This is a genomic window from Bacillus sp. FJAT-49711 (genome assembly GCF_018343715.1).
In the GTDB taxonomy this organism is placed as follows: domain Bacteria; phylum Bacillota; class Bacilli; order Bacillales; family Bacillaceae_C; genus Lederbergia.
Map to the genome: position 1 here is coordinate 24,299 of NZ_JAGYPL010000005.1, position 14,426 is coordinate 38,724.

Here is a 14,426-nt window from a genome sequence, read left to right on the forward strand (position 1 = left end):
TGCTCCTTTTGTAGTGTAGGGAACTGATGAGGTCGTCTTTCCCTATCTACATTAGGAGTTTTTTTATTTTACCGCAAGGTGGAAAATTAATATTTAGTCTGACCTTACATTTTTTTACAAACGTGCAACACTAGTGGGCACTCGCACAATTATTTTTTAAGTTTGCTTAGGAACGAGGGCTTCTTCCGGACGAGCCATTTTTTTCTTAGAAATTGTTCTGCTTGTAGTCTTATGTAGTCATCAGGGATTTCTTGCAGTTTTTTGATGTAGTTTTTAGGTGTGACGAAAAGTTTGTCGTGGGAAGTGTAGACGACTTGTTGGTAATCTATTTCGCTGCTGATTTTGTTTATGATTTTGTTTGCTGTATTTTTTTGGAAGACGTCGAGATATTTATTGGTGACTTCAGTTTGCAGCAACGTCCTCACCATGCGTAGTTTATCTTGATTTTGCATGAGAAGGATTCCTTTTTGCCGCGCATGTTTTTTGAACTGTAATGTTGAGAATAATAACTGTGCAAATGTCTCATTTTCCACTTTACACGTATCTCGAATTTCATCCATTAGCTCAGTTATTTCTTTAGCATATTCATGCATTTTCTCCTCTGGCTCATTCACTTCACTTATATAAGCAAGCATTTCATCTACATCACCGAATAATTTGGAAAGCTTCCCATGTTCATTCAAATAGCCTTCTTCCATTGTTTCCTTAAGATTTGCTAAATCCGGCTGTAAATCATCCTCTTTTTGATATAGCAATGCAGACTTTAATTCATTCTCGCTAACCATTAACGTGTAAAAGGTGAGATACACTTGAAGACAATAATGAGCAATCTCCTCATTATCAACCACTTTTCCGTCTTCACCAAAAATATGAAACTTGTGAAAATGCAATGCCGCCATATTATCCTCACGACCACTATATACACCAAATAACCGGTACGAATGATTGTTATAAACGATTATCGGGCTTATGAATCCCACCTCAAACGGGCCGACAAAAGGATCGGCCCATTGTTTCTCTGTATCTGCAACGGGAGTCATTTCGGAAGGCGGTTTAACTTTTGAACTCAAAAACAATCATTCCTTTCTTTTACAAACGCGTAAGCGCTAAGAAGGCAAATATAACTATTATGGCTACGATCGTAGTCCCGATCGTTTTAATACTCACTGTTTGAACCCTTTTTCGTACCTCACTATAAACAATAAAGAATACTCCAATCAAACAATAAATAATGACCGCATACTTAACAGCCGTACTTCCAAAAAAGGGCTCAAGATTATTTTTATCAGCATAAAATGCTAAACCAAGCCCTCCGACAATAATCGTCACGGTAAAAAAGTACCCGATAAAACTCCAACTTCGATCACTCATGAATACCACTCCTAACAGAACCTAGCTTAAAAGGTTTTCCACCAAAATAACCGTTCATACAAATTTTTAAAACCGGTAGAAACATCATGTTTAAAATTATTACATGCATCTACGTAGCTGTTCCACATATTTTTCAAACGGTTTTCAGGGTGAGTATCTGGATTATTCCAGTATATAACATCTTTATACGTATCAGTAAAAAACTTCGTTGGGAATTTCTTTGCCAAATCCACTAAAATTCCTGAAATACCAGCCTTATTTAACCATAAATTCATTGGAATCAACGAACCCCAAACTAAAGTACTGATACCGATGTTACCCCAGTTTAATCCATTACCTGTAACAAGCTGCTTTGCGCCTTCCAAAAAGGCTCCAATTCCACCACTGTATGCGAGCCACCCGATTCTTTCCCATTTGGCTGCCTCTCTCACTCTCGTCCATAAACCAACACCCAATAAGGCTGTGAAAAATCCAAATACGGCATTGATTCCGATTGACTTCGGATCCCAATTTCCCGTTATTAAGTCAAAAGCAACTGATACACCTGCTCCTTTTAGACCTATACCAAAAATATGTTTTGCTAGTCCCATCCAACCACCGTGGGCGAAGCGATAAAGATTTGTGATTAATAAACCCTTAGCCGCTTGAAATCTCAGCCATATACTTATTCCCCGCATAGCATTCACGGTCGCTTGAAAAGCTGGTACTAGTGCTCTAGTCATGACAAAGCGCCAACCTGTGCTTAAGGCAAGACCTACTTTGCCAATTCCAACTCTCAATATATTTCCGGACCATGTAAGGAACGCAGCCATCGCCCCTGTTTCCACTGCAAAAGCGAGTAATCCTCCTGCAATTGCCGCTCCGAAAATCCAACCGGCTGCATGCAACGGATTAAATGCATCTGTGCCGCCATACAAGGCAAAATAGACAATTCCTGCAATGATGGCTGCAATTGCCGCTACAATAGCTACTGCGATTGTTATAACTCCTCCCACTACTAATAAAGCAATAATAGCAATAGCAGCTAAAATAATCCCAATAGTAACAATTAAATCCTTCACCCAATCAGGCAATGCATCCCAAGCCGATGCAATCATTTCCCCAACATCAGATAAAAACTTAGTAAAGGCATGCCAACCTATTTTTGCACCTTCTATCGTTTTATCAAGAATATCTTTAAAAAAGTCACCGATTTTTTTCCAATTCCAATCTATTGGATTAAGGGAAATACCACCATTATTGCCCCATGCTTGCTGCTCAGTAGGTGTTAAACTATTATTCTCATACTCTATGTCCCCAACATTACTAGCGGCCATTGTTGTAACGGGAACTGAAAATAAGAGAGAAATAAGCATGAGACTTTTTAACATACGACTGGCCCATTTCTGCATCCGGAAACCTCCTTTTACAAGGCTTTACGATTTTTATTCAACTTCCCTGCTTATATTTTTCATTGATTTCTTTTTCGATTTCCTTGTAGCTTTCTTGTGCCAATTTCAGAAGGTCATTATATAGCTCATTTTCAGTTTTATTTGTTAAATCATAACGAGCATGGCGCAATGTTTTAAATATTTCCCTTTGATCTGTAGAAATTTGATCATTTTTATAAAGGAAAAGAATTGCCTTGTCTAAATTGCGGATTTCCAATGAACTTTTATCCGCAAACTCGTTTTTATATTCAAAAATGGTTTCTTCTCTTGCTAGAACCGTATCAATATTTTGTGATTCCGCATTTATCTTCCAATCAAGCCATTTCGTCGCCATTTCTTGTGAACGATCAAATTCTGCTTGAAGTTGTTCAACATTTCGAACAGTAGAATACGTTCCATCCGCAGCTTCTGCTATTTTTTTCAGCTCAGTTTGACCTTCGCTGTCGACATTAAAACCAATTACATTCAGGATTGGCGCAACAGATGATGCAGCAAGCTCATTAGCAGCTTTTACAGGATCTCCATCACAAGTTTCAACCCCATCACTTACTAAATAAATAATATTTGTATTTTTATCGCCATTAAATTTTGCAAAATCTTTTTTTGCCTGTATTAATGATTCCGCGATTGGCGTCCATCCACTCGGTTGAAATTGATTCAAGGCTTCATTTAATTTCGCGTCATCGTATGACTGCATTTCGTATAGAAGCTCGCTGCTTGAGCAGGAGAGTTTTTTATCAGAATCAGATCCTGTTCCTTTATGGCCGTATACACGTAATGCAACATTCGCCTCTTTCGGAAGATTTGCAGAAAATGTCCGAATCGATTCCTTTGCCCACTCCATCATCGATTTTCCATCAATGGTTTCTGCCATACTGCCACTGGCATCCAAGATGATCTCGACATTATATTGTTCTTTAAATTCATATCTCGGATCGCCAATTTCAGGGTTTCCAAAGTCTTCTTTCTTCCAGTTTTCAACTACTTCATTCGGATCGGGATAATCTTCAGCAAAAAGTGAAATAAGTTTTGCCCAATATTTTTTTACCTCTTCTTCACCATCTTCTTCTTTTAAAGCAGGGAGTTTTGACAACTCTTCTTCAATGGCGGTTTCATCATCATCATAAAAAGTTCCAGAGAACATACCCGGTGTGTAAGACAATAAGGATTGTGCATCTTCGGGAAGGTTTGGTGCCTCGATTACCTTTCCTGCCTCATCTTCTTTCGCTTCTTCTGCTTCGCCATTATCTGCCGCTTTGTTTGCTTGTTCTGTAGATTCGTTTTGATTTTCCTTTGCTTCAGTTGAATTGTCTTTGGAAGAGCAAGCACTCAAAGTTAAAGCTAGAAATACAAGTACGAAAATAAATAACTTTTTTTGCAAAATCTATTAACCTCCTAAAGCAGTTATTTACATTTAATGTCAATCCCTTTTGGAGTTTTGATGCTTGCTTCAGCTTCGGCATACACATCTTGTTCACCTGAACCGAAAGATTGATCTTTAACTGTAATGAACGATGCTGATTTTTTTACTCGTGCCATCACTTTAAATTCTTTTCCTTTAAAAATAATTTCTATGTCTTCTTCCGCACCGTTTTTTATTGCAAAATATTTAGCGGCATCCATCCATTGCGGCTCTGATCTTGTTATCGCTTCGCATGCCACTTCATTTATTTCCTTCACTTCTCTACTAAACCATTCTTTATACCAAACGTTTTTGAAAAAATACCTTAAAGCCACATTCGCATCTACTTCTTCATATGAATACCTGACGGCTTTTCTCAACTCATTAGGAATTTGCATTTTATCCATAACCCAATTCCAAATAGCGTCTAATTCTCTTTCTGTTAATGATGGTGGAGGTACCGGATTGCCTTCTTCATCTTCCTCTGTGTTGTCCTCCATGATTTCATCAATTTTTTCTTGAACAAATTCATTTGCTACCTCACGCAAACGGTCCATCCGGATTTCTATTTCAGACTTTAACTTTTCATCATACACTTCTTTTATTTCATTGGCGGCTGCCAGAACCGCGGCATCTGCACTCGTTTGACTGACACGTTTACTTGCATACGTAGTGAAAAAATCAAAAAAGATGAAACTAATGAAAATAGCCCCTACTAACAACCCAATGATAACGAGAAGGGTATTTCCTTTTTCGTTACGCACGTAGCGGCTTATCATTAGTCATCCACCTCTTCTTTTGGCATGGAAGCACTAGCTTTAAGTTCATGGTCAAACTTTCCAATAAAGGGAATTTTAATAGTCGGTACCTTTGCCTTTACAGTTACGGTTACTTCCTTCCCATAAGAACTTGAACCCTCCGATACGCTGCTGCTCACTTTAATCCCATGGGCCGCACGGTTGACGGCGGATCCATAATCACCGCCAACCGCCGCTACCCTAGCGCCGTCTCTTGCTGCCGATTCTGCAACGACGACTGTATAGGCTACTAAAGCGACTTGCCATATAAACAATAGCGCCATCACAATCATAGGAAACACAGCCACAAATTCTATTAACTGTGATCCTTTTTCATTTTTGGCATGTCGAAATACTCGTTTCATGTGTAACACATCCAATCCAATCAATCACCACTCAAACTATTAATCATTTTCACTAGTTGATTTTTAACAGCTGTACCCATACTCGAATCGCCTTTCATCGTAGCGGCAATGGCCCCCATGATTGCAAGCACCAGCATTCCAAGCGCGATCCACTCAAGCGCTTGTGCTCCTTTTTCGTTTTTCACATATTGATCCCACTTCATTTTCGTTGATACATATAATCTTGTTAACATGATGATTCCTCCTAAATTGATATATATATTTAAAATTGTTTCACAAATGTTAATGAATCTGCCTCATAAAGGATAGATTCTGGATAAAAGGGAATAGCAGTCTCTGAACGGGAATTAAACCTCCCTGAACGGGAATAGAACCTCCCGAACGGGAATAGAACTTCCCCGAACGGAAATAGAACCTCCCTAAACGGGAATTAAACCTCCCCGAACGGGAATTAAACCTCCCCGAACGGGAATTAAACCTCCCCGAACGGGAATTAAACCTTCCGAACGGGAATAGAACCTCCCTGAACGGGAATTAAACCTCCCCGAACGGGAATTAAACCTCCCTGAACGGGAATAGAACCTCCCTGAACGGGAATTAAACCTCCCTGAACGGGAATTAAACCTCCCTGAACGGGAATAAAACCTCCCTGAACGGGAATGGAACCTCCCCGAACGGGAATTAAACCTCCCTGAACGGGAATTAAACCTCCCTGAACGGGAATAGAACTTCCTCGAACGGAAATGGAACCTCCCCGAACGGGATAGAACCTCCCGAACGAGAATTGCCCTCACTCAATAAAAAATAGAACTTATTTATCTTAAAACCACACGTCTAGACCAAACGCTTCCGGATTGTATAACATGTTCAAAAATAGTAATCCGATGATTAATAAAAATACGGCTGGTGCTACTAAGAAGGTGGTGACGAGTGTTACTTGCGGGCTTGCTTTTGCCGCTTTTTCCTTTGCCCGGTATCCGCGCATAGCACGTAAATTTTCTGCTTGGACGCGGAATGTCGTAGAGACGGGAACGCCTAGGTCCGACCCTTGCACTAAAGAATTGACGAGCATTTCCAATTCTTTTGATGTGTTGCGGTCCAGTATGTGCTGGAAGGCTTGGCGCCTTGGAACCCCTAAATCTATTTCTCTATTAAATCGTTGGAATTCCTCGCTCAGCGGACCTTCCATTTGGTTTGTCACTTGGCGTAATGCGGCATCCAATGATACTCCTGCTTGCAAGGTAATGCTTACGGTATCTAGGAAGTCGGGCATCATTGTACTAATGATTTCCTGCCTTTCTTTTGCCAAATACATGATCCAAAGTGACGGAAACGCAAACCCAATTATCGGTAATAGCAGTAATGAAAAAAGGGCAAATGGCATGCCTAAAAATGAATAGATAATGGAAAAAGACAGTAATCCCATTCCGAGTACAAACCTTAATCCGTGCAAGCCTTTTTGAGTCAACCCCATTGGATTTCCGGCTCTGACAAGCATTTGTTCATCTTTTTCAAAATCGAACATTAATTTATACTGTTGTGCCGTCGGGCCCACATATTCCGCCGCTTTAATGAGTGGCTTCCAAATGATTTCTGCGAATTTCCTACGACTTTTCATCAATTTCGATTTTTGCAAATGAACGAGTAATTTCTCTTTTTTCACAATATAAAGCCATATAAAGACAAAGCCAATAAGAATAAATATTAAAACAATGACTGTTAGCAATTGGACGAGTATCTCAAAATAAGGACTCATAGAGCTACACCCTTATCGTTGTTATTTTTCGAATGACAAGGAACGCAAGAAGCTGCATCCCTATAAAAATTGTTAATAGGACAAGTCCCCATTTTGTAAAGAGCGGATTTAAAAAGCCTTCAATGAATAAATTCATCATCAAAGCCATCATTAATGGCATGATTGGAAGAATAAGCGCGATAAACTTCGCTTCCGCAGTGACGGTATCGACTTCCTTATTCACCCTTGCTCTTTCCTCAAGTGTATCTGCCATAATGCTTAGCACTTCCGCTAAATTTCCGCCAACGCGATGTTGAATGACAACGGTGCTGACAAAGATGTTTAATTCTTTACTAGCAAATCTTTCCCTGAGCTGATTCATTACATCTTCAAAATTTGTCCCTAGCCGAAGCTGCTGAACCATCCCTTTAAACTCTGGTCCAATCGGCGCCTTTAATTCCTCGCCGACCATTTCAATCCCTTGTGGTATCGTAAGTCCTGCCTTCATCGTATTGCTCATCATGCGGCAAACTTCCGGCAATTGTCGATTCAGCTTTTCCGTCAATTGATTTTGCCTGGACTTCAGAAAAAGCTTAGAGCCAAACCAAATGATTAAGTATGCTAATGTGATATTTATGATAAAAATAAGCTTGAATAAAAAGTGACCTGCAAACAGAAACGCTCCAAAAAGAAGGATGCAAATACCTGCATATTCAGATGGCTTTAATTGAATGTCTGCCTGAACTAACTTCTTTTTTAAATCTTCCGCTAATTCCGATCGATCATATTTATCACCAATTAAGATAATCGAGCTCTTTCTTTCTTGATTTAGCTCAGTATCAAACCATTTCTCCATTTTCTTATTTGCTTTATTTACATTTTTATAGTTTAGAAAATAATAAATTGAAATAAAGAGCGAAAAGAAAGTAGCACTTCCTGTTAATACAATTGCATTCACAACAACACCCCTTCCTTAAAAAGTGTTGAAGGAATCTCAATCCCGTGCTGTTTCATTCGGGTATATACTTTAGGGACATAACCTGTAGAGACGAAAGAGCCTAAAACTCTTCCTTTGTCGTCAACGCCATGCCGTTCAAACTTAAAAATGTCGTTCACTTCAATGCCACCATTTTTCTCATTTATTTCTGCAATACTGACGAGCTTTCTTTTTCCATCGGGCAGTCTTTCACTTTGGACAATTAAATCAAGTGCACCGACAAAATATTGGCGAACAACATCAACAGTAAGGGCAAGTCCCGACATGATGACCATCGCTTCTAGGCGCCCGAGTGCGTCTTTCGGTGAATTGGCATGGACGGTCGTAAGCGACCCCTCATGTCCCGTATTCATCGCTTGAAGCATATCAATTGCTTCTGAGCCCCTAACTTCCCCAACGATAATTCTGTCTGGCCTCATCCTTAAGGCATTCCGTACAAGCATACGAATGTTGATTTCACCCTTCCCTTCCATATTGTTGGGACGTGCCTCCATCCGCACTAAATTATCATGTTCGAATTTCAATTCGGCCATGTCCTCAATAATGACGACACGTTCACCGAACGGAATCGAACTTGATAAAACATTTAACAGTGTCGTCTTCCCGCTGCCCGTTCCTCCAGAAACTAAAATATTGCATTTTGCCTGTACAGCTGCTTGCAAGAATTCACTTATCTCTTCAGTAAAGGTTCCAAAATTGATTAAATCATTATGAGAAAAAGGATTTTTATTAAATTTACGAATCGAGAGAATTGGTCCATTTAAACTTATCGGAGGTATAACGGCATTGACCCTACTCCCATCATGCAAGCGGGCATCCACCATCGGAGAGCTTTCATCAATTCTCCTGCCAATTGGCGCAATAATTCGATCGATAATATGGCGAATATGCTGGTCGTCCTTGAACCTTACATCCGTCTTAATTAATTTTCCTTCCTGCTCTATGTAAATATCCCTTGGTCCATTTACCATAATCTCCGTAATACTATCTTCTTTTAATAAAGCCTCTAACGGCCCATACCCAACAGACTCATTAATGATCTGCTTTACGAGGGCTTCCATTTCCTGCCTTGGGATAATGGCCCTTTCTTCTTCAATCATTCGATACACTAATCGTTCGATTGTTTGCCGCATTTCTTTTGGTGGAAGAGTGGTGATCGTTTCAAGGTCCGATTCTTTTATTAAACGGTTTTTATAATGCCGAGCTCGTCTTTCCAACTCCATGTCCATCACATTCCATTCATCTTGTGAATGTAATGGATATTCTTTAACTTTTTCGAACCACTGCATTGTTAGATCACACTCCTTTTACAACCAACTTTTTAACCATTTTCCTCACATCTTGTGCGGTTTTTGATACGCCTTTATCGTGTTTTTTAAAATAAAAGGGCCGCCCCATATTGATTAAAGGCTGGACTCCATAAAAGTCAGCACGAATACTGCCAATGATCGGCAAATCAATTAATGTTCCGATGTTTTTTTCCGTCAGCTCAGCTTTACTATTATTTCGGTTAATTATGATAGATACATTGTTTTTATTACCGATTTGATAGCGGTGAAAATGATTGATTGTATGTTTTAATCCACGAACCGATAAGCTGTCTGGATTCAGTACGTAATAAATATGCGTTGCCTCATTCAGGGCTGTAAAAGTAGTCGAATTAAAAGTAGACGGCAAATCTAAGATAACTTGATCAAAATGATTTCTGCATGTCCTAATAATTCTTGTAATCATTTCTTCAGATGCTGTTTCAATTTGCTCAGGATTGGCTGGACTTAATAAAACATGGATGCCAGTATTTTCTTCTCTTACCGCAACATTTTGAATATGGTTAATCGAAAGCTCGTTTATGACAGGGAGTAAATCCATATATGATCTTTCCGGCTCGATTCCGAAGACGACCTCTATACCGCCAAACTGCACATTAAAGTCAATTAAAATGACGCGTTGATCACATTGCATTTGTAAATTTTGAGCTACCATAGCGGCAATTAATGTTTTCCCAGTCCCACCTTTTGCACTGTAAAATGCTCTTACATCGCCAGAACCTTCAAAGGCGTAATAATCACTTCCCTGACGATTACTTATAAAATTTGGAAATGGCTTCTGTAATATGGAAACTAATTTTTCAAGTTCATCCGGAATGATGACTAGCTCTTTCGCTCCAAGTTTCATCCACTTTCTCGCATTTTCAAAGGAACGATCCCTAACAAGACCAATTAAAACACTTGTCATCGGAATATGAGCAGGAACAACAGAATCCAGCATCAATTCGTCGATTAGAAAATACGAAATGTCGTCTTCTGCTACATAAGGACCTTGCCATTCGTTCGTTTCAATTACTTCAAAGTTATATAAAATTCTTTTTACATCCGTTAATAATGACTCGTCCTCTGTGACGACCATTGCATTTGTACTTCTCATGTAAAACCCTCTTTTCGCACTGATTCACTGCCTAAAATTATTTTTTATCGTCCTTTTCTTGTTTCTTTTCTTCTTTAGCAGGCTTTTTAGCTGGATTTTCTTTTTCATTATTAGCTGGTTTTGCAGGTGGATTGTCTTTTACTTCTGTTTTTTCTTTTACTTCTGTTTTTTCTTTTACTTCTTTGTTTTCTTTTATTTCTTGATTAACTGGTTCTTCTTGTACAGGGACTTCCTCGTTATTATTCTCGGAATCTATTTCATTATTATTCGATTCGAGCTGATTGACCCTCAATACTCGAATTTGGTCAGCCGTATTTTGCATATGAATCAGCTGCTCCGCCTGCTGAATCGTTAAGGAAACTTTAATGGCCATTCCCGTTTGGTTTTTATCCTCTAATTGAACTGATTCACTTTGAATAACATCAATATTGTTCATGATTCTTTTTGTTTCTATTTTCCCTTCATTATCCGATTTATACGATGCGATAATGTCGACTTTATCGCCAACAAATATTTCCTGATCCATAATGACGTTTTCCGTAGGATTTAACCAAACAATTCGATAGCCTTCCGGAATATCCACTCGTGATCGAATTAAATTTCTCGTAATGAGATCGCCTTTTTTCATGTTTACGATAAAAAGATGTTCTTCCATCTCTTTTTCACTCGTCAAAAATGAAGAGACAGCACTTGATTTTGGAATGCTTAGCCAATCAATCATATCCGGTGTAATTTCTGTATAGGCCGATACATCCTTCTTCGCTACTGCTACTTTTACCGATTGTCCCATCAATTCCTTCGCCTCGGAAACTTGGCTATTAATAAACCAACCTGTCAAGATTGCCAATAAAAAAGCAATCGTTAAAAATATAAAAGCTTTTCTTTTCGCACTAATCATTGCGTTCCTCCATCAATCCATACAAGATTCTTGTTCTAATTAATTGTTACAGCCTGAATGTAGGGGATTCCCACTGGTAACGATGCGCTTTCCGTTTGTATATGCTTTTTTACGTTAGGAAGATCTTTTTCAATCGCCTTACCGACTACCCAAATTTCTTTCGCATCTTTTTTCTCAATAAGGAATTTCCATAAACCATCCAAATCCCCTGATTGGTGTGTTTTGATTCTTCTATTTGGAAGTACTTCTGTGAGCATAAAGATCTTCTTTTTGCCTTCCTTATAAATCGCACTATATTTATTCGCACGTATGACTTTCATTGGACTAGGCGAGATAACCCAGCTAGATATTTTTGATTTCATATTCTGAATATGATTCATCACATCATTGTAATTTACACCGTTATGTATTATTTTTTGAATTTCATTTTTTAAAAATAAATACTCTGCTTTGTTGCCCCGAATCGGAATTGGCCATAAAACCTTATTTGGCAGCAGCCAGTTTTGAAGTCTGTCCAACATTTCGCCGGACACAAACCGCTCATCATAAAAATAGATAATTTTATCATGATCTTTAAATAGGTTGGTAAAATACTCCAGCTCCCCGTCCATGGTCGGATCTTTAAAGATAAGCTTCTTGGGAGATATTCCCGGCTTTATAAATCGAATTGCGTCTTGAAGATGAGTATACTTTCCTTTTAGCGATGCTTCCCTAACCATTTCATCTTCTTCATTAAGACTTAAAACTTCATCAACAAGTAACAGCATAAAATACTCCTTATTCATTTTAGAAATATGTGACTTTTCACCCTTCTTTTACTAATATCATGTGTTCACAAATCGGTCAATTTAGCCCAAAAATCACAAAAATTTGCACCTAGTCATTTTTTACTAGCACACTCCAATAGTTCTCATTTTTTCAAGGTCTATCGAAGTGGTTTAACATATTAAAATTTGGGTAACCATCTCATTCAACTCCAGAAAATGGAAGAAAATTTTCCTACAATCAAAAAATAGGGAAGATATAATCATTTTTTTAAAATATTGTTTGAGTGCCAGGCACTCAAACAACTTAGAGACAATTCAGAATTGTTCAAGTGCCTGGCACCCGAACAATTTACCATACGTATTCGATTATTTTGCCTTTAAATAGGTTGGTATCTATGTTGCAGCTTTTGGCGTCGATTCCATATTGCCAGGCTAGTATGTTTGATTGTTTAGGTGCTTCGGGATCATATTTAGGTGCTTTTTTCTCAGAGGTGATTCCTTTTTGCGGGTGTGCTGTCCAAAGTATCAGTTTTTTCTTCAAGTCTTTTTGACTATCAGCGGCTTTATTGTATGCCGAAAATAATGCTTGTTCTTTGGCAAAGACACCGTAAATTGCTGGAGTATAAGACGATTTGCTCATTTCATCAAACCAGCCTTCAATGAATTTAGCGTCAACTGGAAATGATGGTTCGATGTCTGCAAAAATCGCTTTACCCTTCGGAACTTTGAGCTTCTTCGCCATTGAGATCGCTTTTTCTGCGTGAGATTTACCATCTTCATACCCTTTTGCTTCTGTAATATGATTATAAATAATGAGGATTTTAGCTTTTTTTGAATGAAGATACTTTACTTCATCGGCAGTCAATCCAATTGACACATCCTCAATATTTCCTAAATATCTTCCCCAAACTTTTGGTGTGCCAAATTGCTCCTTCACACAAGCGTATAACTCTTTAGTAGTAAGGCTGGCAGAATCGACGCCCCACATAATATCATCTGAGCTGATGCCATTATCATTGTTCTTTTTATCTTTGTTTCCTTTTTTGCTATCCTCCTTTTCATGCTGCTTTTCTTGTCCATTTTTATCCCCGGATTTATGGTGATTATCATCTTTTGAAAAAAATAGGATGATTGGAATCAATAAAAGGATAAACATGGTTGTGAAAATGAAAAACGATTTATTCTTCATTTACCTTCCCTCCTTACTCCTTCCAGAGTATGCAAGGGAAAAATTATGGTATGGTTATAAATTCCTATTCATGCCTGTACGATAAAAATGGGCATTTTACGGTTGTTCATTTAACACATAGAGACAATCGCCACATAGAATAAGGTATCCAGATTAAAGGAGGTGCCTTTTAATGAGTGGAGGCTTTGGAGCAGGTTACGGAGGTTTTGCATTAGTTGTCGTGTTGTTTATTCTTTTAATTATCATCGGTGCATCATTTGTTGGTGGATATGGCGGAGGATTCTATTAAGAGTCATATCCATTAACATATAAGAAAAGCGTAAGGCGCCTAGAGCTAGACAATACGAGCTGATGTTGACTTATTGTAGGAAGAAGCTGAAGTTTAGCTAGTCGTTGGGCTCCTTAAACTAGACAATAAAAAAGGCCTTTCTTCTACCATTTTGTAGAAGAAAGGCTTACTTTTTTATCAATCATGATCGTAATTGTTTGTATTGTTCGTATACCATTTCCCAATCCATCAAAAAAGAAGGCCATAAATTTGGCCGACGCCTGACTGCGAGTGGATGATAGGCCACTGCCGTTTCGTAATCTTGAATTTTATGCCACTTGCCTCGAAGGTTCTTTACCTCAGCATTCGCTGTTTTAAAAAAAGATTGAACAGCCACATTCCCCATACAAAAAATAAAAGTCGGTTTAGCAGATAAAATCTGCTGTTCTAAGTGTTGCATACAAATTTCTCTTGTCTGCTCTTTTTCATATTTTCGAACTGGCCGTCTTTTTAAAATATATGTCACGTACAAATCTGTCATTTGTAAACCAACCTCGTGTGCAGCTTTTTGCAATGTTTGCCTCGTCCCACAAATGATCGGATTCCCTTCTTTATCCTCGCGTGCTCCTGGATTATCTAGAATGATCATTATCGAGGCATTTGGATTTCCTTCTCCCCACACCATGCGTGATCCTTGCTGATAAAGACCACAATCCTGACAACTCATTTCATTTTCAGGTGTCGGTATTTCAGGCCATCTTACAGGGCAAAAATCAGCCATTC

Annotated in this window: 16 protein-coding genes; 1 reads left to right on the forward strand and 15 read right to left on the reverse strand. The window is 38.6% G+C overall.

Annotated elements, in window-relative coordinates; genetic code table 11:
* Positions 1 to 149 precede the first annotated feature (149 nt).
* The 14 genes from KHA96_RS20195 to KHA96_RS20260 all read right to left on the reverse strand — a co-directional run bounded on the left by KHA96_RS20195 (position 150) and on the right by KHA96_RS20260 (position 13,375).
* Positions 150 to 1,070, reverse strand: a complete 921-nt coding sequence (locus KHA96_RS20195) for a hypothetical protein (RefSeq protein ID WP_213131149.1) — start codon at positions 1,068 to 1,070, stop codon at positions 150 to 152.
* A 19-nt stretch (positions 1,071 to 1,089) separates the two neighbouring features.
* Positions 1,090 to 1,371: a hypothetical protein gene (locus KHA96_RS20200; RefSeq protein WP_213131150.1), complete on the reverse strand. Its 282-nt coding sequence runs from the start codon at positions 1,369 to 1,371 to the stop codon at positions 1,090 to 1,092.
* 26 nt (positions 1,372 to 1,397) lie between these two features.
* On the reverse strand, positions 1,398 to 2,762 hold the full coding sequence (locus KHA96_RS20205; protein ID WP_213131151.1) for a hypothetical protein: 1,365 nt from the start codon (positions 2,760 to 2,762) through the stop codon (positions 1,398 to 1,400).
* Positions 2,763 to 2,799: 37 nt separating this feature from the next.
* Entirely contained in the window at positions 2,800 to 4,182 is a 1,383-nt protein-coding gene (locus KHA96_RS20210) for a vWA domain-containing protein (RefSeq protein WP_213131152.1), read from the reverse strand.
* 23 nt (positions 4,183 to 4,205) lie between these two features.
* Positions 4,206 to 4,982: a pilus assembly protein TadG-related protein gene (locus KHA96_RS20215; RefSeq protein WP_213131153.1), complete on the reverse strand. Its 777-nt coding sequence runs from the start codon at positions 4,980 to 4,982 to the stop codon at positions 4,206 to 4,208.
* Positions 4,982 to 5,365 carry a TadE/TadG family type IV pilus assembly protein gene (locus KHA96_RS20220; RefSeq protein WP_213131154.1) on the reverse strand — a complete coding sequence of 128 codons (384 nt, stop codon included), beginning with the start codon at positions 5,363 to 5,365 and terminating at the stop codon, positions 4,982 to 4,984. The genes KHA96_RS20215 and KHA96_RS20220 overlap by 1 nt, the downstream gene beginning before the upstream one ends.
* Before the next feature lie 20 nt (positions 5,366 to 5,385).
* A complete protein-coding gene (locus KHA96_RS20225) occupies positions 5,386 to 5,598 on the reverse strand; it encodes a hypothetical protein (RefSeq protein ID WP_213131155.1) in 213 nt (70 codons plus the stop codon).
* 587 nt (positions 5,599 to 6,185) lie between these two features.
* Positions 6,186 to 7,121, reverse strand: coding sequence for a type II secretion system F family protein (locus KHA96_RS20230; protein WP_213131156.1), 936 nt, complete (start codon positions 7,119 to 7,121; stop codon positions 6,186 to 6,188).
* 4 nt (positions 7,122 to 7,125) lie between these two features.
* Positions 7,126 to 8,058: a type II secretion system F family protein gene (locus KHA96_RS23420; protein ID WP_213131157.1), complete on the reverse strand. Its 933-nt coding sequence runs from the start codon at positions 8,056 to 8,058 to the stop codon at positions 7,126 to 7,128.
* On the reverse strand, positions 8,055 to 9,386 hold the full coding sequence (locus KHA96_RS20240; RefSeq protein WP_213131158.1) for a TadA family conjugal transfer-associated ATPase: 1,332 nt from the start codon (positions 9,384 to 9,386) through the stop codon (positions 8,055 to 8,057). The genes KHA96_RS23420 and KHA96_RS20240 overlap by 4 nt, the downstream gene beginning before the upstream one ends.
* Before the next feature lie 7 nt (positions 9,387 to 9,393).
* Positions 9,394 to 10,521 carry a CpaE/TadZ family protein gene (locus KHA96_RS20245; RefSeq protein WP_213131159.1) on the reverse strand — a complete coding sequence of 376 codons (1,128 nt, stop codon included), beginning with the start codon at positions 10,519 to 10,521 and terminating at the stop codon, positions 9,394 to 9,396.
* A 37-nt stretch (positions 10,522 to 10,558) separates the two neighbouring features.
* Entirely contained in the window at positions 10,559 to 11,419 is an 861-nt protein-coding gene (gene cpaB / locus KHA96_RS20250) for a Flp pilus assembly protein CpaB (protein WP_213131160.1), read from the reverse strand.
* A 35-nt stretch (positions 11,420 to 11,454) separates the two neighbouring features.
* Positions 11,455 to 12,204 carry a hypothetical protein gene (locus KHA96_RS20255; protein WP_213131161.1) on the reverse strand — a complete coding sequence of 250 codons (750 nt, stop codon included), beginning with the start codon at positions 12,202 to 12,204 and terminating at the stop codon, positions 11,455 to 11,457.
* A gap of 331 nt (positions 12,205 to 12,535) precedes the next feature.
* Positions 12,536 to 13,375, reverse strand: coding sequence for a glycoside hydrolase domain-containing protein (locus KHA96_RS20260; RefSeq protein ID WP_213131162.1), 840 nt, complete (start codon positions 13,373 to 13,375; stop codon positions 12,536 to 12,538).
* A 172-nt stretch (positions 13,376 to 13,547) separates the two neighbouring features.
* Between KHA96_RS20260 and KHA96_RS20265 the strand changes: the two genes are divergently transcribed.
* Positions 13,548 to 13,664 (forward strand): YjcZ family sporulation protein, encoded by a 117-nt coding sequence (locus KHA96_RS20265; protein WP_213131163.1) that lies wholly within the window; start codon positions 13,548 to 13,550, stop codon positions 13,662 to 13,664.
* 181 nt (positions 13,665 to 13,845) lie between these two features.
* Here KHA96_RS20265 and KHA96_RS20270 read toward each other — a convergent pair whose 3' ends face one another.
* Positions 13,846 to 14,424: a uracil-DNA glycosylase gene (locus tag KHA96_RS20270; protein WP_213131164.1), complete on the reverse strand. Its 579-nt coding sequence runs from the start codon at positions 14,422 to 14,424 to the stop codon at positions 13,846 to 13,848.
* Between the last annotated feature and the right edge of the window lie 2 nt (positions 14,425 to 14,426).

Coding starts and splice junctions, on each gene's coding strand:
- KHA96_RS20270 (WP_213131164.1), bottom strand. CDS start 14,424: ATGGCTGATTTTTGCCCTGTAAGATGGCCTGAAATACCGACACCTGAA.
- KHA96_RS20245 (WP_213131159.1), bottom strand. CDS start 10,521: ATGAGAAGTACAAATGCAATGGTCGTCACAGAGGACGAGTCATTATTA.
- KHA96_RS20255 (WP_213131161.1), bottom strand. CDS start 12,204: ATGAATAAGGAGTATTTTATGCTGTTACTTGTTGATGAAGTTTTAAGT.
- KHA96_RS20205 (WP_213131151.1), bottom strand. CDS start 2,762: ATGCAGAAATGGGCCAGTCGTATGTTAAAAAGTCTCATGCTTATTTCT.
- KHA96_RS20230 (WP_213131156.1), bottom strand. CDS start 7,121: ATGAGTCCTTATTTTGAGATACTCGTCCAATTGCTAACAGTCATTGTT.
- KHA96_RS20240 (WP_213131158.1), bottom strand. CDS start 9,386: ATGCAGTGGTTCGAAAAAGTTAAAGAATATCCATTACATTCACAAGAT.
- KHA96_RS20215 (WP_213131153.1), bottom strand. CDS start 4,982: ATGATAAGCCGCTACGTGCGTAACGAAAAAGGAAATACCCTTCTCGTT.
- cpaB (WP_213131160.1), bottom strand. CDS start 11,419: ATGATTAGTGCGAAAAGAAAAGCTTTTATATTTTTAACGATTGCTTTT.
- KHA96_RS20260 (WP_213131162.1), bottom strand. CDS start 13,375: ATGAAGAATAAATCGTTTTTCATTTTCACAACCATGTTTATCCTTTTA.
- KHA96_RS20225 (WP_213131155.1), bottom strand. CDS start 5,598: ATGTTAACAAGATTATATGTATCAACGAAAATGAAGTGGGATCAATAT.
- KHA96_RS20220 (WP_213131154.1), bottom strand. CDS start 5,365: ATGAAACGAGTATTTCGACATGCCAAAAATGAAAAAGGATCACAGTTA.
- KHA96_RS20200 (WP_213131150.1), bottom strand. CDS start 1,371: ATGAGTGATCGAAGTTGGAGTTTTATCGGGTACTTTTTTACCGTGACG.
- KHA96_RS20265 (WP_213131163.1), top strand. CDS start 13,548: ATGAGTGGAGGCTTTGGAGCAGGTTACGGAGGTTTTGCATTAGTTGTC.